A 23,318-nucleotide genomic window follows, 5' to 3' on the forward strand; every position below is an offset into this window, starting at 1 on the left:
CGTGGGGTGATCCGCCTCTGATCGCCCGGATTGGCTTCAGCTGGTGGGGTTCCAGCGAACCGGGAGAGCGCGTAGGCCGCGCATCATCCGGCTGGGACGCCAGTCGAGCTGTTCGGGTGTGGTGTCCAAGCGCAGGCCGGGGAGCTCGCGCAGCAGGCCGGTCAAGGCCGTATGGGTTTCAGTGCGAGCGAGCGCAGACCCCAGGCAGTAGTGGGGACCGTGGCCGAAGGCCAGATGACCCGGAGAGGCCCCGGTGCGTGTGAGGTCGAGGGCTGCGGGGTTTGGATATTGGGCGGGATCGCGGTTCGCGGCGCCGATGCTGACCATGACGACCTGTTCGGCGGGGATCGTGGTGGGCCCGTAAGTTACCGGCTGGGTGGTGAATCTGACGGTGGCGATCCCAAGAGGGGAGTCGTAGCGGAGGAACTCCTCGATGGCCGGCGCAAGCCGGTCAGGGACGGTGGTCACAGCGGCGTGCTGGGCGGGGTGGAGGAGAAGGCCGAGAACGGCATTGCCGATCAGGTTGGTGGTGGTCTCGTGCCCGGCAACCAGCAGCAGCGCCGCCAACGACACCAACTCCTGCTGGCTGAGGCGGTCGTCGCGCTGACGGGCCGCTATCAGGCTGTCGAGCAAGTCCTCCCCGTCTCGAACGGAGACGTCGCGATCGGCGCATTGGTACTTGGCGGTGACCAGGTGTGTCATGTAATCGGCGATGTGGTGGGAAGCCCGGTCGCGGAAGGCCGGATCACCCGAGGTGAACAGGGCGTTGGACCACTCCCGGAGCAGCGGACGGTCTCGTTCGGGGACGCCCAGTAGCTCGCAGATGATGGTGACCGGCAGCGGTACGGCGAACTCGTTGATCAGATCGGCGGTACCCCTTGGGGAGATCGTCTCCAGCAGGTGATCGGTGATCTGCTGGATGCGAGGGCGAAGCCGGTCCACGGTGGCGGTGGTGAACGCTTGGGCGGCCAAGCGGCGTAGCCGTGTGTGGTCGGGGGGATCGGTGGCCAGCATCGTGTCTCGCAGTGGCGGAGCGATGTCGCGGCGATCGCCGAACAGATATCCGAAGCGGCAGGTGTCCTTGCTTAGCCGTGGATCGGCCAGGGCGGCGCGGGCTTCCGCATATCCGGTGATCAGCCAGACGTGATGCCCGCGGGAGGAGACTCTCACCTGCTGCACCGGGCCGTGGCCGCGCAGCTTGTCATAGATCGGGTAGGGGTCGCGATGGAAGTCGGTATCGAACACGAGGAGCTCCACGATCAAGGTCGGACGGTACGGGGCGTTATCGACATCTAGGACGCGTGTCCTTGGCGAAGTTCCCAGCCGGGCTCGCGGAGATGGAGAACGCCGAGGACACCCGCATCAGCCAGTCGGCCTCGCTGGCCAGGTCGTCGCCGGTACCGCCGTTCCACGTTTCCTTGCCTTGGTGACCGTTCTGAGGATCACGCTCGGTGGGGTCGTTGTTGGAGGTGTGCCCCTCTCCCGGGCGTCCGGACTGGTAGGCGGTCAAAGCCATGCGGACTGAGTTCGCCTCACGCGCTGCCGCTTCCTGACGAGGGTCGAGCGCGGCGCCACACATGGCGGCCGCGGCCTGTGATCCTGCGCCGGCATCCCGATAGGGGCCAAGGAGCAGCAGCCCGTCGCGGATCTCAATCACCCGGCGGTGGACCCCGTAGCGATAGCTGAAGCGATCCCGGCCGTTCCTGGGCAGCACGATCTGCGGCATAGCCGTGGTCAACGCCAGCCACAGGGGGTTCAGTCGACGGTAGGTACGCCTGTACTGCAGCCACCGCACAGGAGCCGCCGCGGCCGGTCCCCAAGCGGGCAAGGTCATGCCGATCGTGATCGCCAGCACCGCCAGTGCAGGAAAACCGACCGAGAACAAGCATCTTGGTGGGTGTAGCGGGCTGGGACACAACCCCGCTGGCTCCGGCAGCAGCGGACGTAGCCGCAGCGCTTGCGTGACCATTACCGCTGTCTTCTCGACCAGGTAGACGACCCCGAGGGCGCATCCCACGCTCACAATCCGCAGCCCGGCCCTCAGTTCGGGACGCGCTGCCGGGCCCGCGTACCGTACGGCGGTGACCGCCAGGACCACCAGTGCCCATCCCGAGAACACCACGTAGATCAGGACGTAACCAACAAGTGTTGGACGGTCGCGGTAAAAGTGGCCGAAGTCGATGACCGGTGGAAGGCGGCTGGACACGAACAGCCCGGTCATGGCGGTCACCGCGACTAACAGCGCCAGTCGCCAACGGCGGATGCGTACCCGGGCCTCCCTGGGAGGACGCGTGACGCACAACACGTGTGCAAGCGCTGCGAAGGCGGCGACCGTCGTACACAGGTTGGACAGCAGGCGGCCCAGATTGGGATACACCGCGTTCTCCACCTGCTGCGCGCCGCTCGAGATGAGCACCAGCGCTAGGCCGACGGTCCCCAACAGCAGGCACGTCGATCCCAGCCCGGGCGGAGGAGAGGAGCCGCGAAGGCCACGTGCTTTGGTTCCCGCCGCTGCGAACGCCGCTGCGGCGACCGTCCAGAAGAAGATGTTGACCAACAACAACCCCCGGATGTGCTTGTCGTCCGTTCGCCCAGGTGGCTAGTGGCCGGGCTTCCCCGTACCACTCGCTGGCGCCCCGATCGCTTCAGCCGCCTCGACCGGCTTGGAACCCCGGGACATCGAACAGCGCCCCCACGCACCCTCCAACTTGTCGAGTACTTCAGCGACGGCCGGATCAGCCGCGACCCGGTGGGCGGCCCTGCGAGGGCGTGAACGCTTGGCGACCAGAGTTGCGAAATACTCGGCCTCTTGCTCTTGCTCGCTGGTGTAGCTGGTACGTCCCAGCACGGCACGCACCAGCGCTGGGTTCAGATCGGGCAGCAGGTCCGCGGCCAGGTCGCTTACGCCCACCCCGCCTTGGTGACCTGCGATCAGATGGCCGATCTCATGCATCGCAATATGTTCACGGTGGAACACCGTGGTTCCCATCGGGATATAGATGTAATCGGCACCTGCGGTAGAGACGTATAGGCCACACAATCCTTCCGGCATCGTAGGGATCTGTATCACCCTCAATGCGCGGCCTGTATGGGCTGCGACGCTTTTGCAGAACTCCTCAAAATTCCATGGGTCGGGAATGCTCAACGCCTCCATACGAGTGCGGCATCGCCGTCGGAGTTCCCCTCCTAGCATTCTCAACCTTCCAGATTCCGTGCTGGGCACTCTTGTTCGGTGACTCGAATGGACATTTCGCTGCCGACTACATCCATGTCATTACTGACTCAGTTGCTCGGCGATGAATCAGTATCGTTCTGCCTACTTCGTTGCTCCAAGCGGGCGGTTGATTCGATCAGTTCACCGACCATCTGCTGCGCCTCGGGCGATAGTCGTAGGAAGTTGCGCAAGTGTGCGCTGCGTACCCCGGTGTCGCGCAAGACAGTCAGCAGTTCGATCTGCTCTTCGACAGCACGGAATACTTCGTCGTCAAAGAAATAGGAGGGAGGGACTCCAAAGAAGGTCGCCAGGGCTTCCAGTACACGCTTGGTGGGATTGTCGTGCTTGCCGGTTCGCAACTTCCACAGCGTATTGTGCGAGACCTTCTCTCCGGTCAGCTCTTCGATCGCGACCGTGGCCTCCTGGAGAGAGTAAGGTCCGCGCCCATCTGGATGCATCCGGCGAAACAGGTAGTCGACCTTGTGAGCGAGCGACGGAACCGCCACGGCATCGTCTCTCCTTTCCGGCGTAGTGTCGCCGCCTACCACAGAACACCCCCTCTCCTCGGACGTTGAAGAGCCTGGTCAACAGTATGTCACCGGCGCTTGGCGCAGGCGCTGAACTTGCCGACCGAGGTTAGTCGGTTGTGCATTTGCTACTTATGTCTTTATAGATCTTTTTGCCCGAGTCGGAGCGCCGCCATCTGCGGCCTGATTCCCCTGAGGCGATCCCAAAAGAATGCACCCGCAGCGGAGAAGCCTCGCTGCGGGTGCAAGCTTGAAATTCAATCCTCCAGGCCCGTGGTGGCTGCGATTCGATCATCTCGAATCGCAGCCAAGAGGCGGGCCTCCGCGTCCTGCCGCCGCTTGTACAGTCGGCTCGCCGGCACGCCCATGTCCCTGGCCATACATTGGATGGACAGGCCGTTAAAACGGGTCGCGATGATCAGCTCGGCACCGGCCGAGGTGATGACTTCCTGCCGCACTGCGTCCAGCAGCAAGGCAATCGGGTCGGTGTCGGAGACAGGTGGGCGACTGGGCAGTTCCCACGGGTCGCAGGGCACGTGACGGACGTCCCGTCCACGAGCCCGCAGCGCCCCCTTGCGCGCCCACAGGATGAGCCGCGCGGCGAGGTGCGGACGCTCGATGTCGATGCGCGGCAGCTGTGCGACGAACTCCGTCAGCAGCTCCGACACGATGTCGTCGATGAGCCGGCTCGGACTGGAACGGATCACGCGGGCGGCCGTGTTCTTCAGTCCCGGCATCGCCACACCTACGCAGCCCACCACCCAGGCGGGGTCGCCGGTCCTTGCTCGTCCGACGAGCTCCCGCCACGCGGCGTCCTTCAAGTCGTCCGACGCGGATGCCTCAAGCAGAAGCGTGCGGAGCTCCCCGAGGTCGATCGCACGGGCGGGTAGGCCGTGCCCGACCGCACGTCCGTCGACCACCAGCGGTCTTGGGCCCGTGGTCAGCAGCTGGAAGGCGCGCTCGGCGACGGCTAGCGCGTTGCCGGTGCGCTCGCCGGCGTTCGGCTGGACCGGCCGCTTGTTGTTGATCTGGTTGCTCATGACGCCCCCGGAAGGTCGTGACGGATCGATGGCGTCAGGTATCCGCCACGCCATGTGCACTTCATGAGCACTCCGTAGGCACCCGGGCGTGCTTACGACGTGCTCATAGGTTGCTCATAATCGCCCTGACCTGCGAAGACTCTGCTCTGGGTGAGGGGTGCGGTCGGGGAGGTAAAGTCAGCGTCTGTGCTTAAAAGCCGCGTGACCTGGCCACTTGTTCAAGGTCCGTAATTCGTTATGGGCTTGGCAAAACTGAACGCGCGCTCGGCTTCTCATCTCGACGTTGCGCGGCGGGATGTACCCCTACACGCCTCGGTACTAAAGAGGTCCACAGGTACGGCTTCCAGGTGCGTCACCTGACGGGGCCTGAACAGGCGGACCGGGAAGCTGCTTATACCGGCACGATCGCGAACTTGCGGCTGGTGGTGATTTCCGGCCAGGTCCGGACGGGCGGACGCAGGAGGTCAGCTTGGGTGATCCCTGACTTATCGCCGGAAATAGCACATGTATGGCATATGTGCCAGGCTTGTTTATGGGCGCGAACTTCCACGGAAGATCCAGGCGGTATGTGGACTCCGCCGCTCGTCAAGGTGATGTCTGACGTACGATCCTTCCAGCTTCCTTGACAAATTCATTGAGCGCGTTCTTCGCTTTCTCTCCGCTGGCCCTCACCTGTTCCTTGGTTGTTGCTTCGTGAATATTCTCTGCGGCATTGAGTGCCGTTTCTGCCAGGCGGAAAAGTTTGATACTGTCGGATGTCAGTTGAACTCGAAACAGTTCATGATGGGCAGTTGAGCGTGCACGGTAAGACTCTCCACGTGCATCATTATGGGCAGCGGATCCAGGTTCGTCTATATTCTTGTGCGCACGGTCGTACTCAGCGCGACGATAATCTACAAGTGCACCAGCGAAACTACTGAAAGCAGTGAGTTGTTCCTCCCGCAACTGGCGCTCTCTGTTGAACTGCTCCGAACGAGAGGTGTTCCATCGCTGCGCCAAAGCAGATACCAGTACACCGAGCAGCGTTCCTAGCACGGCTACGATGCTTCCCCAGATTCCACTCATGGAAAGTATTTGATCACATGCGAGGAGTGCTTTGGTCGGATGTCAACCAATGAGACACGGCCGATCCGTCAGTCTTGACGTGAGCCCCCTGGTCTCGGTGCCTAGCCCTGGGCTTCACCTGTTACTGCTGTCCCCCGGTCCTTCATGTGCCAGCGGGCATGGGTGTCGCCGACCTTTAGGCAGTGGAGGCGGCGGGCGAGTTCTCGACGGGAGAACGGGTCGCCGGGGGCGTTGCGGATGTGGATGCCGATGGCGTAGAGGTCGCGGATCTGCATGAGGGTTTCGTAGCCGTCCCATATGCGCAGGTCATAGCCGTAGGCGGCGGCGAAGTCGTTGACGTCCGTGGGTGAGAGGCCGAAGCGGCGTTCGCCGTGGTAGCTGTGGATCAGGTCCCATTCGCGTGGGCCGGCGGCGACGCTGTCCCAGTCGCCGAGGATCACGTGCCCGTCTCGATGACGGAGCAGGTTGTCTATCCACGCATCGCCGTGCAGAAGTGCTGGTGGTTCGTGGAACGGCAGGCCGTGCCATGCGTCGGTGAGGTCGGTTATGCGGTGGCTGAGCCAGACTTGATCGTCGTGGGTGAGGACGCCGGCCTGGTGTTGGACGGTTGTGCGGATGCTCGCCAGCGGATCCTTCAGCGTCCGGAGCGGGAACGGCGGCATCGGGCTAGCGTGCAGCCGTCGAAGTAGGCGGCCGAGATCGGTTGTGGTGGCCGGGTCCGGGGTTGTGGGGATGTAACGCCAGAAGGTGACGGTGGCGCCGTCAACGCTCAGGGGTTGGTCGGTGATCTCGTCGGCCGGTCGGACGGTGGGGAAGTCGCGGTCGGCGAGCCAGCGGGTGACTGCTAGGACGGTGGGGAGGCGCTCCGCGGCGGTAGGTGCCGTAGCGACACGCGCGATGATCGGCTCGCGGAGTTTGAACACCGCGTTGCTGCGCAGTCGGAGAAGTTCAGCGCCCGTCGGGTCGAGGCCGACCTGGTTACAGGCTTCGCCGAGGATTTGGCGGGCGCGCTCGTGGAGGTTGGGCGCGCCGGTCAGTTGGTTAGGCATCGCGGTGGCCAGGGATTGTGGCGTTGTCCAAGGCTAGGGCTTCTTCGAAGGTGTGTAGGGCCTTGTCGCCTCGGCGGTTAGCGGGGATCGCGGAGCGGACGTCGCGGGCGCGGACGAACACAATGGTCGTGCGTTGTTCGGGCGGCAGTGCCATGAGGGTCTGGGTTGCGAGTTCGCAGGCTTCGGCTTCCCGTGCGCTGCGGGCGAGCGTCGTCGCCCGGTCCAGTTGGATCAGCGCCGGATCGATCCCTGGGCTGTTCGGGCGGCACAGGGCCGAGGCGGTGTCATGCACGGCTTGAGCGCGTGGCCGGTCGGGTAGGTGCGCGTGGGCGCCGCTCATGTACAGGTAGAGGCGCTGCTCGGTGAAGTCGAAGGCCAGCGTTCCGGTGTTGCGATCCTTGATCTTGGAGAAAAGCTGTTGGGCTCGGGCTAGTGCGGCGAGGGCGCCTTGGCGGTCATCGAGGCGGGCCAGGGCACGTCCCTCGGCGGCTGCGGCGAGTGCTGTGGGAGAAGTGGGCTTCGCTCGGCCGAGTGCTTGGGCTTCCCGCGCGAGACTTACGGTTTCGGCTGGGTCGCCGTAGTAGTACGGGAGCATCGCTTCTTGTGCGCGGACGAGCGCGCGGAGTTGGGAATCGCCGGTGTCGTCGGCGGCCGTCTTGGCCGTCCCGTACCAGGCGCGAGCCTGGCGGATGTCGCCCAGCTTCATCAGGGCGTCCGCGCTCAAGATCGCCAAGGCAGCGGCGACGCGGGAGAGCCGACATTGGATCGGGCCTGGTTGCCGCTGAGAAGCCAGGTCGCGAACGTCGCTGAACTCCAGCATGAGCTGGCAAAGCATCGGCAGAGGCGGAGTGATCAGGTAGTTGCGCCGGCACCGGAGGACCATTTCCTCAAGGCGATCCATCTGATCCTCGGTGACCGTGCCGGAGACCAGGGTGCGGTCCATCTGCTGCCGCAGCGTTTGCACTTCAGCCAGTAGGCGGCCATGCGATATACGAGCGCTCCCGGCGAGGACGTCGTTAAACAAGGTTCGACGGGTGGTCTCGTCCTCGGATCCGTGGGACGGGCCGGGGTTGTGCAGGGCGCTTGGCGTGAGCACCGGCACGTCTGAGGTCGAGGACGAGGGAGGCGGCATACGGGGAGCCGGAACGAACGCGGTTTCGTGGGGATCGGCATCATCCGAGTAGTCGGCGGCCAGGCCGAGCCGGACGGGGTTGGCGCGGTACAGCCGTGAAAGGCGGTCGACGGTGTCAGGCCGTGGACGGCCACGGCCGTTCTCCCACACGTTCAGCAGATCGATGTTGGCATGCGGTTCTCCGAGGTGCTCGCGCTCGCATAGCTCGGCCAGACGGTCGATGGCGGTCCTAGCTGTCCAGCCTTGGGCGAGGCGGTGGGCCTTGAGCAGGCTTACTCCACAGCAGTGGTGGATGGCCTGCACCAGTTTCCACGTCCGCCAGTCCTCGGCCTGGGCTCGCTGGCGCCACCGGCGGGCGCATGACGGTGCGTGCTCTCCTCGGGCCATTCGTTCTCCCCATGCCGTTCTACCGAGGCCGGGTACCAGTGGGCTTCAGCGTAGACGCCACTGATCGACCCGGATTCCTTCTTGCCCAGCGTCCGCGGTGTTTCGGTGGACCGGCGACGGGTTCGTAACCGTTTCCGTGGCTGTGCCACGGGTTCTGCACATTCGTGGATTCCCCGCGATTGGCGCCACGCTGACTCTGCGTCACTGTTCTGGCACTCAGACGTGGTCAGAGGGCTGCGAGCCAGCCCGAACCGTTCAGGAGGTGTGGTTGTGGCGGAGTCCTCCAGGCTTGCGTGGGAGGTGATGTCCGGACAGAGCGACGAGCCTGTGAACAACGAAGGGACGGTGTGCGCAGGCTTTCGGTTGGAGGCGCATGACCTCCCAGACGACAGGACAGTGCGTCACGCTAGGGCGTTGGTCAGGCAAGTCCTACGGACTGTCGGCGCGGATGAGAGCGACGTTGACGACGCGGAGCTCGCCGTTGGTGAGCTTGGCGCCAACGCTGTCTCCTACGCCAGCGGGCCTTACGAGATCCGCTTCGTGATCGTCGCCGGACGTCCGACGTGGTGCGAGGTCGTCGACGGAGATAGCGACCTGGTCGGCCTCCCGAAAATCCTCGAGAAGCTCGACCACACTGACGCCTCGGAGTGTTCCTCGGAGGAGGTCCCGCAGGACAGCGGTCACGGCCTGGCCATCGTCCATCGGCTCTCGGGCGGCCGATGCAAGGTGTACCCCACGGTGATGTCCTCGACTGGACGGCCCGGCAAGGCGGTGGCGTTCGCGCTGTCGAGGAGTGGTGCGCGGTGACCAGCCGCCACAACCCCGATGTCGGCAGCACGCATGTGGTTCCGGTGCTTCAGTCGAGCCCGCGCGACCGGTTCGACCTGGCCCGCGACCTCGTTGACCACCTCAGCGACGCGGGTCTGTGCGCCGTCAGCACCTGGGAATGCGCGCCGCCGACCGTCTCGGTGTCGGCACGCCTTGCTGGCACCGATCCGTCGTCCAGTCGAGGTGTCTGGGGCTTGCCGTGGCCCGGACGGGACGTCCTGTATTGGCAGTGGCCGCGGACCGCGTACCGCGGCGGTGTCGTCGCCGGACGCTGGTTCGAGCCGTTGTGCCCGATCGCTGACACCGCTCGGGCCGCCGCCCATCTCGTCGCAGCCGTCCGGCTCATCGCTGCTCCGCCTGCGCCCCGTCCCCGTTCCTTTCGCACCAAATAGTCCACCCGACCTGGGGTCGGGGCCTGAAGGCTGCATCTTCCGCGCTGCTCGACCGTCTCCCGAATGCTCTGCGGAGGTTGGAACGTCTGTCCGTTCGGAGACTGGACGGCGGTCGGAGCGCGGGTGAATGTCTAGCCGACAGGCGTCACCCTTGGTCACACTCGCGACGCTGGAGGCTGTCGTGCGACTAAGTTTCGTTGGTATCACGCCGGACACCCCGACCAATGAGTGCCCGGCCGTCTACGTCGATGAGGACACCGGCGACGTCTGGTTCCAAGGCGAGCAGGTCACCGACCCGCGAGCACTGGCCGAGGTCGACGGGCACAGCCCGATCGGCGAGCACGAGGTGGTGGTGAAACTGCCGCCGGTGATGAGGGACATCATCCTGGAGGCGATCAATGGCACGTACGAGCGAGGAAGACGCGGGCCAGGCCGCCACGGCGAATGAGGAGACCGGGGCGCAAGTCCCCGAATCGTTCACCTCTCTGCTGAGCGGGTGCCGGTTCTCGGCCGTGCACCTGGAGCAGCGGGACGTCTACACCCCAGCCAATCGCGACTTCCTGCGGTGGCGGGACGGCGATCACTTCGACCCGATCGAGTGGGGGCGCGGCTGGATCGACCTGGTGGCGCCGCTGGTCGCCCGTGGGGTGACGGTGCGCCGCGCCCGGATCGTCTCCGAGCCGGTCACCGACTACATCCGGTTCGAGTACGGGGTCACGCCGATGAACGTGGCCGCCGGCGAGCAGGTGCGCTGGCTGCCCCGGCGCCGGGCGCTGGATGTGGCCGTGCCGCTGAACGACTACTGGGTGTTCGACGATCGGGTGGTGCAGTTCAACCATTTCGCCGGGGACGGCTCGTCGCTCAAGCAGCCCGAGAATCGCGACGAACCGGCCCTGGTGTCGCTGTGTCTGACGGCGTTCGAGGCGGTGTGGGAAAGGGCAATCCCGCACGAGGACTACAAGCCGGCCTGATCGAGACCATTGGACGTGCCACCGTGTCCCGCTCGCCCTCGTCGTCGGCGCAGGCTGCCCGGCAAGCGCTCGCCGACCAGCTGAAGGAGATCCGCAGCGAGGCGGGGCTGACCGCCAAGGCGCTGGCCGCCGAGGCGGGATGGGATCGGACGAAGGTCTCCCATATCGAGCACGCTCGCCGCTCACCATCCGCCGAGGACATCCGGACATGGTGCCGCGCGTGCGGGGTTGACGATCGGTCCGAAGACCTGGTCGCGTCGCTGCGGACCGCCGAGGGCATGTGGGTCGAGTGGCGCCGGATGGAGCGGGGCGGGCTGAAGCGGGCGCAGGAGTCCGTCGTTCCGCTGTTCGAGCGGACCCGCATGTTCCGTTCCTACTCGTCGTGGTTGCTGCCTGGGCTGTTGCAGACCGAGGACTATACCCGGGCCGTGCTGCAGGCGGTTCGACGGCGCCGTGGGCTGATCGACGACGTTGAGGCCGCTGTCGCCGTCCGGATGGAGCGCAAGCAACTCCTTCGCCGACCTGGACGCACGTTCGCGTTCCTGGTCGAGGAGTCGGTGCTGCGGACGGGGGTCGGAGGCGCGGACGTGATGCAGGGTCAGCTCGCTCACCTCGCTGAAGCGGGCGCCCAACCATCGGTGTCGCTCGGGATCGTTCCGATGAAGCCCGATCGCGAGATCCGCCAGGTCGAGGACTTCTGGATCTACGACGGTGACCAGGTCAGCGTCGAACTGGTCTCCGGCTACCTGACCATCACCAATCCGCGCGAGATCGCCATGTACGGGCAGGTCTTCAGCGCGCTGGGGGACGAGGCCGTATACGGAGCACGTGCCCGGCACCTTCTTCGGAGCGCTCTCGACGGCCTGAGTGACGGAAAGTGACCTGTCACATCTGGTCACACTCATCGCCTCGGTCGTCCGGCCGCTTTTAACGTCGCACTGCATTGCTCCCTCGCTCCAGCGGCTGCTGGAGCAGCGCCCAACCACCAGGTGGCGCGGCTTGGGCGCGTGTGCTTGTCAGCGTTCCAGCAAGCGGAAGGACCCCCAAATGAGCCACAGCACGATGGAGCCCCTCTCGTCCGCCGGGCAGACGGCGACCGAGGACCCGTTCGACCTGGACATCCGTGTCCTTGAGTTCAGCGACGCCGCCGCATCCCTGATCAACCTGACCGACGACGGATGCGGCAGTTCCTGCCCCAACGCCTGCGCCACCAACGTCGGCTGAAGCCGGCGAGCCACGCCGAGCGCTCAGGCGCTCGCCGGGAGCTGGGCCGCAAGCGGTGAGTTTCGGACGACGGGGGGGCACGATGGACGGCCGGTTGTATCAGTGCGGCGACTCGGCGTTTCTGCGCGCCGCCGCAATGACGGAACTGCCGGTTCCCTTGTGCCCCGATCTCTCCAGCGACACTCCGGAGCACGTCGCCCGGTGGCTCGTGTGGCTGCGGAATGTCTGGACAATCGACGCAGTCACCGACGCGATAGACCATGCCAGCCCCGGGTTGGCGCGGGAAGTGCAGAAAGTCTTGGCGACGGAAGCCTCCGGCGTTCGACGGGTACGGCGAACCGTGCTGTCTGTCGCCCGGTACGTCCTGCGGATGACGAGCCGGGCCACCCCCTTCGGCATGTTCGCCGGGGTGGCTCCGGCTTCGTTCGGGCAGAGGATCTCTTGGCGCTGGGACGACCATCACCGTGTCGTGGCTCGCGCGGATGAGGCATGGCTGGCGGACGTGATCGCCCGGTTGGAGTCGTGCCGGGAGCTTTTCTCGCGGCTCACTGTGGTCGTCAACGAGGTGGGTTTCCGGCGCGGAGATCGGCTGGTCGTTCCGTATCCGCCGCAGAGCCCTGATCGGCAGTGTGCGGCGGCGGCCGAGGTTTCGGTCCGTTGCACGCGGGCGGTCGAGCTGGTCATCGAGGCGGCCCGGTCGCCGATTCGGTGCGAGGAGCTTGCCGCGAAGCTCACGGCCGAGTTCCCTTCAGCATCCTTGCCGTTGATCGAGGAGATGCTCGCCGGCCTGGTGAAGCAGCACGTCCTGATCAGCAATCTCCAACCGGCGGCCACGGTCGTCGATGCCATCGGGCACGTGATCGAGCAACTTGAAGCCGCCGCAGCGGGCGCCATCCCGCAGGTCAAGGAGGAGTTGGCAGGGCTACGCCAAGTCCAGAGCAGACTGGCGCGGCACAACAGCACGACCGAGCCCGCGGCCAGGCGATCTATCCGGGCCGACGTGGTGTCCCGGATGAGTGATCTCAACGCCGAGTCCAACCCGCGGACTGCGCTGAACCTGCATCTCGACACCCATCTCGTTCTGCCTCGCGATATCGCGCGTGAGGCTGAGGCCGCGGCTTCAGTGCTTGCTCAGCTGACGGGCCATCCGTTCGGAACAGTGGCATGGCAGAGGTACCACACGCGCTTCTTCGATCGGTACGGCGTCGGCACGCTCGTCCCGGTCGTGGAGTTGGTCAATCCGGACGTCGGGCTCGGCTTCCCGGATGGATACCTGGGCGTCCCGGCACCGCCTCGTCCGCGAGTCTCCGAACGTGATGAGCGGTTGCTGGCGCTGGCGCAAGCCGCCGTTCTCGATGGACGTGACGAGGTCGTTTTGGACGAGCGGTTGCTCGAACAACTCGCGCCGGGCGAAACACCGCAGTGTCCGCCCCACCTCGAGATGTGCTGCCAACTGCGTGCGGTGTCCGTGGCCGCGGCGAACGACGGCGACTTCTGCTTGGCCGTAACCGGAGTCTCCCGGGGCGCGGCCACCATGACCGGCCGGTTCATCGGCTCCCTCAGCCGTGCTGATCAAGCTCCGTTGAGAGGCTCGTTCGAAGATCTTCCGACGCAAGATGCCGATGCGCTGCCCGTCCAGCTCTCGTTCGCTCCGCGCAACCACACCGCTGGGAACGTCAGCCGCGTCCCCGAACTGCTGCCGTACGTCGTCGGCCTCGGCGAGCACCCGGCTGGGGACAGTACCCGAATCCCGCTGGCCGACCTCGCTGTCGGCTGCGACGGAAAACGGCTCTACCTGGCATCCCGGAGCCTAAAGCGGACGGTCGAGCCGGTTGTGCCGCATGCGCTCGACCTACGGGCGCACACGCCACCGATCGTCCGTTTCCTCGCGGAGGTCAGCAGCGCGCAGACCGCCGTCGTCACGGGGTTCGATTGGGGAGCGGCCGGCCGCCTGCCGTTCCTGCCGCGGATTCGATACCGGCGCACAATCATCTCTCCCGCTCGCTGGATCCTCGATGCCGCGGAACTCCCCGCCGAGGGTGTTCCGTGGCCGCAGTGGAGAGCCGCTTTCCACACGTGGAGTGCCGGTCGGCGCCTTCCTCGCGCGGTTTTGCTGGCACAAGGGGATCGTCGGCTGACCTTGGACCTCGCCGACCCGGGCCAGCTTGCGTTGCTTCGTGCGAGCCTGCGGGGGGCGCGAGCGGTTGTCCTGGAGGAGGCCGCAGAATCCGGCGCCAACGGATGGTGCGGCGGACGCGCTCACGAGATCGTCGTCCAGCTGACGGCTACCCGCGCCACAGCCGAACGTCAGTCCATCGGGGTCCAGGTGGCAGGACGTGGCGACGGGCATGCGCCTGGAGCGTCGGCGTTGCTGTTCGCCAAGCTGTACGGGTCGCCGGATCGTCAGTCCGAACTCTTGGCTCGGTACGTCCCCGCCCTTCTTGCCGAGTGGGATGAGCAGCCGGGCTGGTGGTTCATCCGCTACCTCGATCCTGAACCGCACATTCGGTTCCGGATCGCTCTGGCCGACGCGAGCGAGTTCGGGGCGGCCGCCGCCCGCGTAGGGACGTGGGCGCAGCAGCTTCGCCGGCTGGGCCTTCTGCACGATGTCCAGTTCGCCACCTACTACCCCGAGACCGGACGTTGGGGAAGCGGGCCTCTGCTGGCGGCAGCGGAGGCCGTATTCGGTGCCGATTCACTAGCGGTCACAACCCAACTCACCGACCCGCCCGGAGAGCTCCACCTCCAAGCACTCACGGCAACGCAGTTTCTGTCGATCGCCATCGCGTTCACGGGCAGCTTGGAACTCGGGGTGTCGTGGGTGGCCCGACACGCGACGGTCAAGGCGCCTACGCCGCTACCCCGCGGCCTCCGGAATCAAGCCGTGCTCGTCGCCGACCCGACGGATGACTGGGCAGCGTTGTGTGGGCTTCCCGGCGGCCGGTCGATCGCGCGAGCATGGAGGTCCCGTGATCTGGCACTGGCCGCGTACCGTGCTCGTCTTGCCGAGGCCGGTGATGTCGACGCCGACGCTGTTCTGACTTCCCTTCTGCACGCCCATCACATGCGGGCTGTCGGGCTCGACTCCGACGACGAACGCGTCTGTCTCCAGCTCGCTCGCGCCGCTGCCCAAGCGTGGAAGGCCCGCCGCACGAGGAAGCACGTATGACACCGCTAAACCGAGAAGCCGGCCGAGCCATGGCCGATGCCATCGCCGAGCGCCTCGCCTCACCCTCCGAGGTCCGCGCGAGGAGGCTGCGTGACGATTGGTGGCCCCAGTCCCTTGCAGTAGGTGCGGCAGGGGTCGCGCTACTGCACATCGAACGTGCCCGTGTGGGGCTGGGCTCGTGGCAGCGGGCGCACGAATGGCTCAACGCCGCAATCAGTGAAGGCGTCACCGCGAGCAATCACGCTCATCTGTACTACGGAGCTCCGGCGGTCGGGTTCGCCCTGCACGCGGCCAGTGGGGAACAGGGACGGTATGCCCATGTCCTGGAGATCCTCGACGGTCATATCGCCGCTGAAACGCGCCGCCGCCTAGCCTCGGCGCACGCCCGCATGGACGCCGGCGCCCTGCCCGCGCTGGCCGAGTTCGACGCCATCCGCGGTCTCACCGGCCTCGGCGGCTACCTGCGGCAGCGCGACGCGAAAGGCCGACTGCTCAGCGAAGTACTGACCTACCTCGTTCGGCTCACCGAGCCCGTCAACGATCACGATGAGTCCCTGCCAGGGTGGTGGACCACCCTGGCGCCCTCGGGTCGGCTTTCGGGCGAGTTCCCCGGCGGTCATGCGAACACCGGCATGGCGCACGGCATCGCCGGCCCGCTCGCGCTACTCGCGTTGACGATGAGAGACGGCCTGGCCGTGGACGGTCAGGGCGAGGCCATCATCCGCATCTGTACCTGGCTCGATCGCTGGCGCACGGACGACGGCCCTTGCGCCTGGTGGCCCTACTGGGTCACCCGTACACAACTGCGCGGTGATCAACCCATTCCGGCGAAGCCCTCACGTCCTTCCTGGTGCTACGGAACCGCGGGCGTAGCCCGTGCTCAGCAGTTGGCCGCCCTCGCTATCGGTGACCGCGCTCGGCAGGAGATGGCCGAGCGCGCCGTCGTCGGTGCCCTCACCCACCCTCTGCAGCTTGCCGCGATATCCGACGCGTCGCTGTGCCATGGCCACGCTGGACTGTCGCAGATCATGACCCGCTGCACCGCTGACGCAAGCGTCCCCATGACGGGATACCAGTTATCGCTGCCGCAGGCGTTGATCGACCACGAGGACGACGCTGAACGACTTGCCGCGGAACTCCTCCGGTCACCTGATGGACGGTTCGGACTCCTTGAAGGCGCCGCGGGCGTCGCCCTCGCGCTCCACACCGCCGCCTCTGGCTCTCCGCCCGTCTCCGGCTGGGACTCATGCCTACTGATCGCCTGATCGGGATCGCGGAGGGAACGAGCGTGGACACTGGCGACTGGCCGCAGGTCGTCGTTGACTTCCCCAACTGGCGCGCGGCTGAGGACACCGCGGTGAACGTCCTGCGACCGGCGCTGACCTGTGCCGAGGAGAACGGGTTGATCAGCCGCTGGTTCTTCGTCCGCAAAGCACCGTCCTGGCGAGTTCGGTACGTCCCAGCTGACGGCGCCGCCCTGCCTTACCTGACAAATGTCCTGGACCGTGCGACTTCGGAGAACCGGCTGTCCAGATGGAGGGCCGGCATCTACGAGCCCGAATCGGTCGCGTTCGGCGGTGCGTTCGGTATGGACGTCGCCCACGAGCTGTTCCATCGCGATAGCCATCACGTCCTCACGTACTTGGCCCGACCGACGGCCAGCCGGATGTTGGGGCGCCATGAACTGGGCGTGCTCCTGTTCAGCGTGCTGATGCGCGCCGCTGGACAGGACTGGTACGAGCAAGGAGACGTCTGGAGCCGTGTCGCCTGGCACCGTCCTGCCGTGGCCGACCGCTCCCCTTCCCCGCGGCTGAGGGTGGCCGTCCACAAGCTGATGACCGTCGATGTAGGGCCAGCCAGCGACCTCGTTGACGGGGGCGCGCTCGCCGCCATCGCGCCCTGGATAGCGGCCTTCGAGCAGGCGGGACGACGGCTGGCCGAATTCGCCGCGCACGGGGTCCTCGAACGCGGGCTCCGGGCCGTCTTGACCCACCATGTGATCTTTCATTGGAACCGGCTCGGTCTGACCTACACCGATCAGCACACTCTGGCCAAACTGACAAGCGAGGTAGTCATGGGAACCCTGCGCGACGGCGCGTCAACACCAAGCCCGAACAGCGACGACTCTAGGGTCCCCGAGGTGGACATGCAGACCAGCCGGACGCCCGACCTGACCGAGACCGCGGACCGTTTGCGGGACGCGCTCGCCGACGCGCTGCGCGACAACGGGACGGTGCGCAGCCCACAGGTCGAGGCCGCATTCCGTGCCGTCCCCCGGCACGTGTTCGTCCCGGACATCCCGCTTGAGCAGGCTTACACCGATAGAACCGTCCACACCAAGCACGACGATGACGGTGTCTCCATCAGCGCCGCGTCCCAGCCGACGATCGTGGCGATGATGCTGGAGCAGCTCCAGCCGACACGCGGTCAACGCGTACTCGAACTCGGGGCCGGCACCGGGTACAACGCCGCCCTCCTCGCGCACCTCGTGGGCGACGAAGGCCACGTCACCACGATCGACGTGGACGACGACATAGTCACCGGCGCCCGCGACGGCCTGGCCGCTGCCGACATCAAGAACGTCCACGTCGTGCTCGGCGACGGTGCGCTCGGCCACGCCGAGGGCGCACCCTACGACCGCATCATCGCCACCGTCGGAGCAGGCGACCTCCCCCTCCCGTGGCTGGACCAACTCGCCCCCGGCGGCCGACTCGTTGTACCGCTGCGGCTGCGCGGCGGAGTGTCCCGCTCGATCGCCTTCGAACGCGACAGCGACGGACGCTGGCTCGGCCGCAACAGCCGGCTGTGCACGTTCATGCCCCTGCGCGGCATCGCCGATGACGCGCGCCGCGTGATCCCCCTGACCGCCGATGGATCGGTGTGCCTCCACACCAACCGAGAGCAGTCCGTAGACGAGTCGCTGCTGAGCAGGGTCCTGGAGACGGCGCCCAGCGAAGTGTGGACGGGCGTGTTGTTCAGGGGCGACGAATCCTTCGAGTGGCTCGACGTCTGGCTCACGTGCGTCATGGACAACGCGCTGAGCCGGATGCCGGTCGAGCGCATCGCGGTCGACCAAGGTTTGGTTCGTCCCCTGTTCGGCTGGGGTGCGATGGCCGTAGCCGACAAGGGCGACCTCGCATACCTCACTCTCCGTCCCCACGACCCCGCGAGCGGGAACCGTCGGATGTACGAGGTCGGAGTTGTGGGCCATGGCCCAACGGGGAACGCTCTGGCCGGTCGGGTTGCCGATGCCATCGGAACCTGGGATCAGAGCTACCGATCTCGGCCCGTCGAGTTCGAGATCGAACCGGGAACTGTGGGGCAGGACACCGCCGCGCCGGCGCCGGGCAGGTTCGTCTTCGAGCGTCCGAACACGCGCCTCACCATCACTTGGCAATGAGACCGCCCCTAAGCCAGGCCGCGCGACGGTTCCCCCTAGTCGCACGTCAGCGGCCGGTGTGCCGACCGCTCGCCGAGCGAATCCAAGAGATCACCGACCTCGCCCGGACCAGCAACCAGTCGGCCGATACCGCTGATGGGCTCGCCGCAGCTGCGGCCGCGCAGAACCGGGCGGCCCTGATCGCCAGCGACTGCGGCATGCCCGACCTCGCGGCTTCCCTGTGCCGACAGCAGTACGAGCTGTACATGGACGCTCGGCCGCTGACTGCGCAAACGGCGAAGTACGCGCTGGAACCGCTCATCAATCTTTCCCGGCTCCTCATGCGCGCCGGAGATCCAGAAGCCGCCTCCAATCAGCTCAAGGAGCTGTATCGGGCCGTCCGGACGAGGGGGTCGGCGAGGATCGGCGGACGGGACCTCCCGCTCGGGGACCTGACTTGCTCTGGGCACGAGCACCGCGACCTGTGCCAGTGGCTATGGGGCGTGATGCTCGCCGACGGTCTCCGCGCCCTGGCCGCAGCCGGCAGCTGGGAGCGTGCAGTCGCGTTCGCGCAGCAGCATCGAGGCGTCGGCCGTCGACTTCTGGACGGCCGACAGGCCATGATCATCGCCCAGGCGCTCACCGGAAAACCGGAATCGGCTCTGTCCTGCGTCGAGCAAAGTAGTACTTCAGAAGTATGGGAAGAGGCCGTTGCGGCCTGCCTGGCCATGTTGTGCCGACGAGCAGCCGGGCGTCCGCCGAGCACTGCAGATACCGCCGCAGTGGACAAGTACTTGGCGCTCGAACAGATCCCGGAACTCACGACCTTCCGTGTCCGCGTAGCCCTCACGGCGATCTGCCTCTCCGGTAGCGACAGCGGTCCAATAGTCAGCCGGATCGCCAGCGAGATTCCTGATATCGAGGACGGCTACGTTGCGCAAGAGCTCCTTCGAAGTCCCGACCTCAAGGGGAAGCTCACCGCATCCCAACAAGAACAGCTTTTCTTGGCCGTGAAGTCTGCCGGTCTTGGCCAGGGGAGAATTCCTGAACCTCTGCACACGAAACTGCTCAATGCAGCTGAAGAGAGCAGACGTGCTGCGGCGAAGGTTCTCCAAATCCATCCGGCTGCCCAACTTCCCTAAAGCGTCCGACCCAGTTCACCGAACCTGCCCGTGGACCAGCGGTGGGTATCTGACACTTGACCCGACGTAAGAGATGCCTATTAATGGGTGCTGTCAATCACGTCGTTCGGGCGGGTCGCGGCACTGGACGCGCCCGAGGAAGGAACGGGGAAAGTGAAGAACAGGATGTGCTCTTCCGCTGAGTGGCTCCGGGGTTCGGAGCCGATGCGGTGGCGTCGGGTCTACCCGGGCCGGGCCGATCAGGTGCGTGTGGCGCGGGTGTTCGCGGCCACGCTGTTCGAGGGCACCGGGCGTGAAGAGGATGTGGCGGTGGTGGTGGCTGAACTGTCCACGAACGCCGTCCGACACTCGCGGTCGGGTGAGGGGCGAGGCTGGTTCGGCCTGGAGGTCACGCTGGCTGAGATCGCCTACATCGCAGTCACCGACCTGGGCGGGGGCTGCGTGCCCACGATCCGGTCGGAGACGCCGGGGTGCGAGCCGCGGGTGGGCGGCTATGGCCTGCTCACGGTGTCCAAGCTGGCCTTGGCGATGGGGGTGCACGGTAGCCCAGACGACGGCTTCACCGTCTGGGCCGACATGGACCTGCGCCGCCACACCCAGGACGGTCCGGAGCAGCAGGTGGCACTGGTGTCGTAGCGAGGGCCCAGCCTGTCGGTAGCAGGCTGGCCCCTCGGGGGACAGCGTAGAGCAGCCCTCTTCGAGGGCGGGGCTCCGTCCGCAGATCCGGCGTCTACCGGGTTGCGGACGGAGCCCGCCCATGTTTGCGCCGTTTTCTTCGTTTCCGTCTTCAGGTGCGACGCATACAGATGGCCGTGTCTTTTCGGGGTTCTCTTCAGTCTTCTTTTCGGGGTTCTTCTCGGGCTTCTGTCTATGACCAGAAGCCCCAAATGCGTACGTCGGTGCAGGTGGATGCGCTGATGCATCTTCTGTTCGCGCGCCCGACTCGTCACCAGGACGACCCCTGGTAATAGCTCGCGATGTGGGTTCTGGTTCTCCTCCTGCCTCTACTCCTCTCCTCCCGGTCGGTTAACCACCCCTCCCTACATCACCGGCCAATTGCCGGTGGGTCAGTCCGCCGGCGGCCGGGTCAGCGCGGTGCCGTTCAGAGCCGAGGCGTGGGGTCGCGGTGACCGGTGAGTCGATGAGGTGAGAAGAGGCGCGAAACATCTCGCATGAGGTGTTCACGGGTCACGCCGCCGCACCTTTCGATGCATGGGACCTCGGAAAAGGTGTTCGCGTGATGAGGTGTCCGGTTATGAATTGGCGCAAATCTGCTTTACCGGCGGGTGGGTTTAGCGGGTGTGGGCGGGATTGGTTAGGTCGTTCAGCCGTTGAGGTGATAAAAAATGTGGCCGAAGGTGCTTGCCTGGTCGTGCGGCATCGAGAAATGGTCGACCTGCCGATGAACGGAAACGGCGCCGGGAATCCGGTCGCCGGTCACATCGAATGGGAGACGAAATGGCCGCGAAGAACATCACCGCGAATGGCCCCACCGGAAACGGCGTCACGGGCACCGAGAACGCCGGAAACGGCGCCGCCGCTGTCACGGGCGGGGCGCGCCCGTCCGGGGCGGCTGGGGACGTGTGGGACGCGCTGACGGCCGCCCCGGGCGCCACCGTGACCGCGATCGCGGAGGCGTCCGGTGTCAGCCGCGCCACCGTCACGCGCACGCTGACCGCCCTGGAGCGCGACGGACGCGCCACCCGCACGCGCGGCGGACGTGACGGCGGTAAGCGCCAGCCCGACACCTGGCACCCGGTCACCACCACCGACACCGATCACCCCGCCACGGTCGAAGACGCTCCGGACACCTCCGCCGAGGACGCGCCCGCCGCTGAGGCGAACACCGAAAAGGCGAACACCGAAAAGGCGAACACCGACGAGGCGCCCGCCACCACCGACACGCCGGACGCCACCGAACCGGCGGGCACCGAGCCGACCGGTGCCGACACCGGCGCCGGGGACGGTGACGCCGAGGACCCGGGTGCGGGGCTGGATGCGGCTGCGGTGGCTGAGGCGCGGGATGCGCTGACGGGGCTGCAGGACGCCATCGCGGCGGCGTTGACCGCGCTGGATGCCGGGGACGGTGCGGCGGCGCTGACGGCGGTCGAGGGCGTCTACGGCGGGTCGGGTAAGGCGCGGCGGCTGGTGCGTACGGCCGCGAACGGGCGCCCGCGCAACGCCTCGGGCAAGCCGCGCTCGGCTCCAGGTGAGATGCGCACGAAGGTCGCCGCGCACCTGACCGGGCACCGTGGGGCCGCGTTCACCCCGCACGAGATCGCCAAGGTCATCGGGCACTCGGCGGGGGCGGTGTCCAACGCCCTGGACCGGCTGACCGAGTCCGGTGAGGCCGAGCTGGTGTGCGACCGCCCCCGCCGCTTCACCGCCGCCCGCCACGCCGTCCGCGCAGCCCGCTGACCGCGCCGCACCGACCGCACCGACAGCCCGGGGGCGGGCCACCGTGCCACCGCCCGCCCCCGTCGCCCTGAACCACCCACACACCAAGGAGCCACGCCATGACCACCGTTCCCACCACCTCGACCGCCGCCGCTCCCGCGACCACGGCGCCCGCCACGGGTCGCCTGGGCCAAGGGGAACTGCGCCGCAGGGTCGCCGCCATCCTGGCCGACCGGCCCGGGGCGACGTTCACCCCAGGTGAGATCTCCCGGGAGCTGAGCCGGTCGGCCGGTGCGGTCAGTAACGCGCTGACCGTGCTGGTCGACCGGAGACAGGCCGAGCTGGTGGCCACCGGGCCGCGCCGCTACCGGGCCACCACGACCACCGCCGAGGCCCTCAAAGGCGGCGGCACGGCACCCGCCCGCACGACACCCACACCCGCCGCCGCACCCGTACCGGCGCCCGCCGCCGCGCCGACCAAGGCCGTACCCGCCCCGACACCCGCCACGTCGGGCGGGTCGGGGAAGGCCGCCGCTACGGGCGGGAAGGGTGCGGGTGGGCCGGTGGTGCGGCCGAACGGCCAGACCTATCACCCGCGCCGGTTGGCGGACCTGCCGGACGTGGCGGCGCTGCGCAAGCTGCGCGAGGCGTCCATCCCGGCCATGTTGTACGGGCCTCCCGGGACCGGGAAGACGTCCCTGGTCGAGGCCGCCTTCCCGGACCTGATCACCGTCGCCGGGGACGGTGACACCGCCGTCGCCGATTTCGTGGGCGAGTACACCCAGGCCCCGGGCGGGGGCTATGAGTTCGTCTACGGGCCGCTGGTCACGGCGATGACCGAGGGCCGCGCCCTGCTCATCGATGACGCCACCCTCATCTCGCCCAAGGTGCTGGCCGTGGTGTATCCGGCCATGGACGGGCGGCGGCAGATCATCGTCAAGGCGCACAAAGGCGAGGTGATCACCGCTGCCGAGGGGTTCTACGTGGTCGCCGGACACAACCCGGGTGTGCACGGCGCCGTGCTCACCGAGGCCCTGGCCTCCCGGTTCGCCGCGCAAATCCGGGTGTCGACCGACTACGACCTGGCCCGCGCCCTGGACATCGCACCCCGCGCTGTGCGCGTCGCGCGCAACCTGGCGCGCCGTCAGGAATCCGGCGAGATCGGCTGGGCCCCGCAACTGCGCGAATTGATCAACTTCCAGAAGGTCGCCGGTGTCCTCGGTGACGAGGCGGCGGTGGCCAATCTTCTCGGCGTCGCCCCCGAAGAAGACCGCGACGTGGTCGCCGAGGTCGTCAGTTCCGTCTACGGACGCGCCGTCGCCCCACTCGCCCTCGGCCAGCAGGTCTAACCCGCACCCGCACCCGCCCGAATACGACCGCGCCCTACTCACCGGAGGAACCC

The 23,318-nt window shown here is 66.8% G+C and carries 21 protein-coding genes; 13 read left to right on the plus strand and 8 right to left on the minus strand.

Annotated features, from left to right (window positions below):
• Positions 1-36 precede the first annotated feature (36 nt).
• From ACIWVC_RS13295 to ACIWVC_RS13330, 8 genes are all read right to left on the minus strand, one after another.
• A complete protein-coding gene (locus ACIWVC_RS13295; RefSeq protein ID WP_396454188.1) occupies positions 37-1,257 on the minus strand; it encodes a cytochrome P450 in 1,221 nt (406 codons plus the stop codon).
• A gap of 25 nt (positions 1,258-1,282) precedes the next feature.
• Positions 1,283-2,557 (minus strand): MAB_1171c family putative transporter, encoded by a 1,275-nt coding sequence (locus ACIWVC_RS13300; protein ID WP_396446874.1) that lies wholly within the window; start codon positions 2,555-2,557, stop codon positions 1,283-1,285.
• A gap of 42 nt (positions 2,558-2,599) precedes the next feature.
• Positions 2,600-3,145: a hypothetical protein gene (locus ACIWVC_RS13305; protein WP_396446873.1), complete on the minus strand. Its 546-nt coding sequence runs from the start codon at positions 3,143-3,145 to the stop codon at positions 2,600-2,602.
• Between the two features lie 137 nt (positions 3,146-3,282).
• Positions 3,283-3,720 (minus strand): helix-turn-helix domain-containing protein, encoded by a 438-nt coding sequence (locus ACIWVC_RS13310; RefSeq protein ID WP_396446872.1) that lies wholly within the window; start codon positions 3,718-3,720, stop codon positions 3,283-3,285.
• A 278-nt stretch (positions 3,721-3,998) separates the two neighbouring features.
• Positions 3,999-4,781, minus strand: coding sequence for a hypothetical protein (locus tag ACIWVC_RS13315; protein ID WP_396446871.1), 783 nt, complete (start codon positions 4,779-4,781; stop codon positions 3,999-4,001).
• A gap of 585 nt (positions 4,782-5,366) precedes the next feature.
• Positions 5,367-5,846 (minus strand): hypothetical protein, encoded by a 480-nt coding sequence (locus tag ACIWVC_RS13320; protein ID WP_396446870.1) that lies wholly within the window; start codon positions 5,844-5,846, stop codon positions 5,367-5,369.
• Between the two features lie 101 nt (positions 5,847-5,947).
• Positions 5,948-6,895, minus strand: a complete 948-nt coding sequence (locus ACIWVC_RS13325) for a phosphotransferase family protein (protein ID WP_396446869.1) — start codon at positions 6,893-6,895, stop codon at positions 5,948-5,950.
• A complete protein-coding gene (locus tag ACIWVC_RS13330) occupies positions 6,888-8,330 on the minus strand; it encodes an XRE family transcriptional regulator (RefSeq protein ID WP_396446868.1) in 1,443 nt (480 codons plus the stop codon). Before ACIWVC_RS13330 ends, ACIWVC_RS13325 begins: the two co-directional genes overlap by 8 nt.
• 354 nt (positions 8,331-8,684) lie before the next feature.
• Between ACIWVC_RS13330 and ACIWVC_RS13335 the strand changes: the two genes are divergently transcribed.
• The 13 genes from ACIWVC_RS13335 to ACIWVC_RS13395 all read left to right on the plus strand — a co-directional run bounded on the left by ACIWVC_RS13335 (position 8,685) and on the right by ACIWVC_RS13395 (position 23,265).
• On the plus strand, positions 8,685-9,221 hold the full coding sequence (locus ACIWVC_RS13335) for an ATP-binding protein (protein ID WP_396446867.1): 537 nt from the start codon (positions 8,685-8,687) through the stop codon (positions 9,219-9,221).
• A complete protein-coding gene (locus ACIWVC_RS13340) occupies positions 9,218-9,634 on the plus strand; it encodes a hypothetical protein (RefSeq protein ID WP_396446866.1) in 417 nt (138 codons plus the stop codon). The genes ACIWVC_RS13335 and ACIWVC_RS13340 overlap by 4 nt, the downstream gene beginning before the upstream one ends.
• Before the next feature lie 151 nt (positions 9,635-9,785).
• On the plus strand, positions 9,786-10,082 hold the full coding sequence (locus ACIWVC_RS13345; protein ID WP_243718290.1) for a hypothetical protein: 297 nt from the start codon (positions 9,786-9,788) through the stop codon (positions 10,080-10,082).
• Positions 10,033-10,605: a DUF6879 family protein gene (locus ACIWVC_RS13350; RefSeq protein WP_396446865.1), complete on the plus strand. Its 573-nt coding sequence runs from the start codon at positions 10,033-10,035 to the stop codon at positions 10,603-10,605. The genes ACIWVC_RS13345 and ACIWVC_RS13350 overlap by 50 nt, the downstream gene beginning before the upstream one ends.
• 23 nt (positions 10,606-10,628) lie before the next feature.
• A complete protein-coding gene (locus ACIWVC_RS13355; protein ID WP_396446864.1) occupies positions 10,629-11,486 on the plus strand; it encodes a helix-turn-helix domain-containing protein in 858 nt (285 codons plus the stop codon).
• A 166-nt stretch (positions 11,487-11,652) separates the two neighbouring features.
• Positions 11,653-11,829, plus strand: a complete 177-nt coding sequence (locus tag ACIWVC_RS13360; RefSeq protein ID WP_396446863.1) for an FxLD family lanthipeptide — start codon at positions 11,653-11,655, stop codon at positions 11,827-11,829.
• Positions 11,830-11,911: 82 nt separating this feature from the next.
• Positions 11,912-14,998 carry a lantibiotic dehydratase gene (locus tag ACIWVC_RS13365; protein ID WP_396446862.1) on the plus strand — a complete coding sequence of 1,029 codons (3,087 nt, stop codon included), beginning with the start codon at positions 11,912-11,914 and terminating at the stop codon, positions 14,996-14,998.
• A gap of 29 nt (positions 14,999-15,027) precedes the next feature.
• Entirely contained in the window at positions 15,028-16,263 is a 1,236-nt protein-coding gene (locus tag ACIWVC_RS13370) for a lanthionine synthetase C family protein (protein ID WP_396446861.1), read from the plus strand.
• A 23-nt stretch (positions 16,264-16,286) separates the two neighbouring features.
• Positions 16,287-18,398: a methyltransferase, FxLD system gene (fxlM, locus tag ACIWVC_RS13375; protein ID WP_396446860.1), complete on the plus strand. Its 2,112-nt coding sequence runs from the start codon at positions 16,287-16,289 to the stop codon at positions 18,396-18,398.
• A 56-nt stretch (positions 18,399-18,454) separates the two neighbouring features.
• Complete coding sequence (locus ACIWVC_RS13380; RefSeq protein ID WP_396446859.1) at positions 18,455-19,519, plus strand: hypothetical protein; 1,065 nt, start codon at positions 18,455-18,457, stop codon at positions 19,517-19,519.
• 87 nt (positions 19,520-19,606) lie between these two features.
• Positions 19,607-20,155 (plus strand): ATP-binding protein, encoded by a 549-nt coding sequence (locus ACIWVC_RS13385; protein ID WP_396446858.1) that lies wholly within the window; start codon positions 19,607-19,609, stop codon positions 20,153-20,155.
• 726 nt (positions 20,156-20,881) lie between these two features.
• Entirely contained in the window at positions 20,882-21,937 is a 1,056-nt protein-coding gene (locus ACIWVC_RS13390; protein ID WP_396446857.1) for a MarR family transcriptional regulator, read from the plus strand.
• 98 nt (positions 21,938-22,035) lie between these two features.
• A complete protein-coding gene (locus tag ACIWVC_RS13395) occupies positions 22,036-23,265 on the plus strand; it encodes an AAA family ATPase (protein ID WP_396446856.1) in 1,230 nt (409 codons plus the stop codon).
• Positions 23,266-23,318: the final 53 nt, after the last annotated feature.

This window comes from Actinomadura sp., assembly GCF_044508335.1.
GTDB lineage: Bacteria > Actinomycetota > Actinomycetes > Streptosporangiales > Streptosporangiaceae > Spirillospora.

Bases quoted from the DNA above. Each gene is read 5' to 3' on its own strand.
- ACIWVC_RS13315 (WP_396446871.1), bottom strand. From the start codon at position 4,781: ATGAGCAACCAGATCAACAACAAGCGGCCGGTCCAGCCGAACGCCGGC.
- ACIWVC_RS13320 (WP_396446870.1), bottom strand. From the start codon at position 5,846: ATGAGTGGAATCTGGGGAAGCATCGTAGCCGTGCTAGGAACGCTGCTC.
- ACIWVC_RS13325 (WP_396446869.1), bottom strand. From the start codon at position 6,895: ATGCCTAACCAACTGACCGGCGCGCCCAACCTCCACGAGCGCGCCCGC.
- ACIWVC_RS13350 (WP_396446865.1), top strand. From the start codon at position 10,033: ATGGCACGTACGAGCGAGGAAGACGCGGGCCAGGCCGCCACGGCGAAT.
- ACIWVC_RS13360 (WP_396446863.1), top strand. From the start codon at position 11,653: ATGAGCCACAGCACGATGGAGCCCCTCTCGTCCGCCGGGCAGACGGCG.
- ACIWVC_RS13365 (WP_396446862.1), top strand. From the start codon at position 11,912: ATGGACGGCCGGTTGTATCAGTGCGGCGACTCGGCGTTTCTGCGCGCC.
- ACIWVC_RS13370 (WP_396446861.1), top strand. From the start codon at position 15,028: ATGGCCGATGCCATCGCCGAGCGCCTCGCCTCACCCTCCGAGGTCCGC.
- ACIWVC_RS13395 (WP_396446856.1), top strand. From the start codon at position 22,036: ATGACCACCGTTCCCACCACCTCGACCGCCGCCGCTCCCGCGACCACG.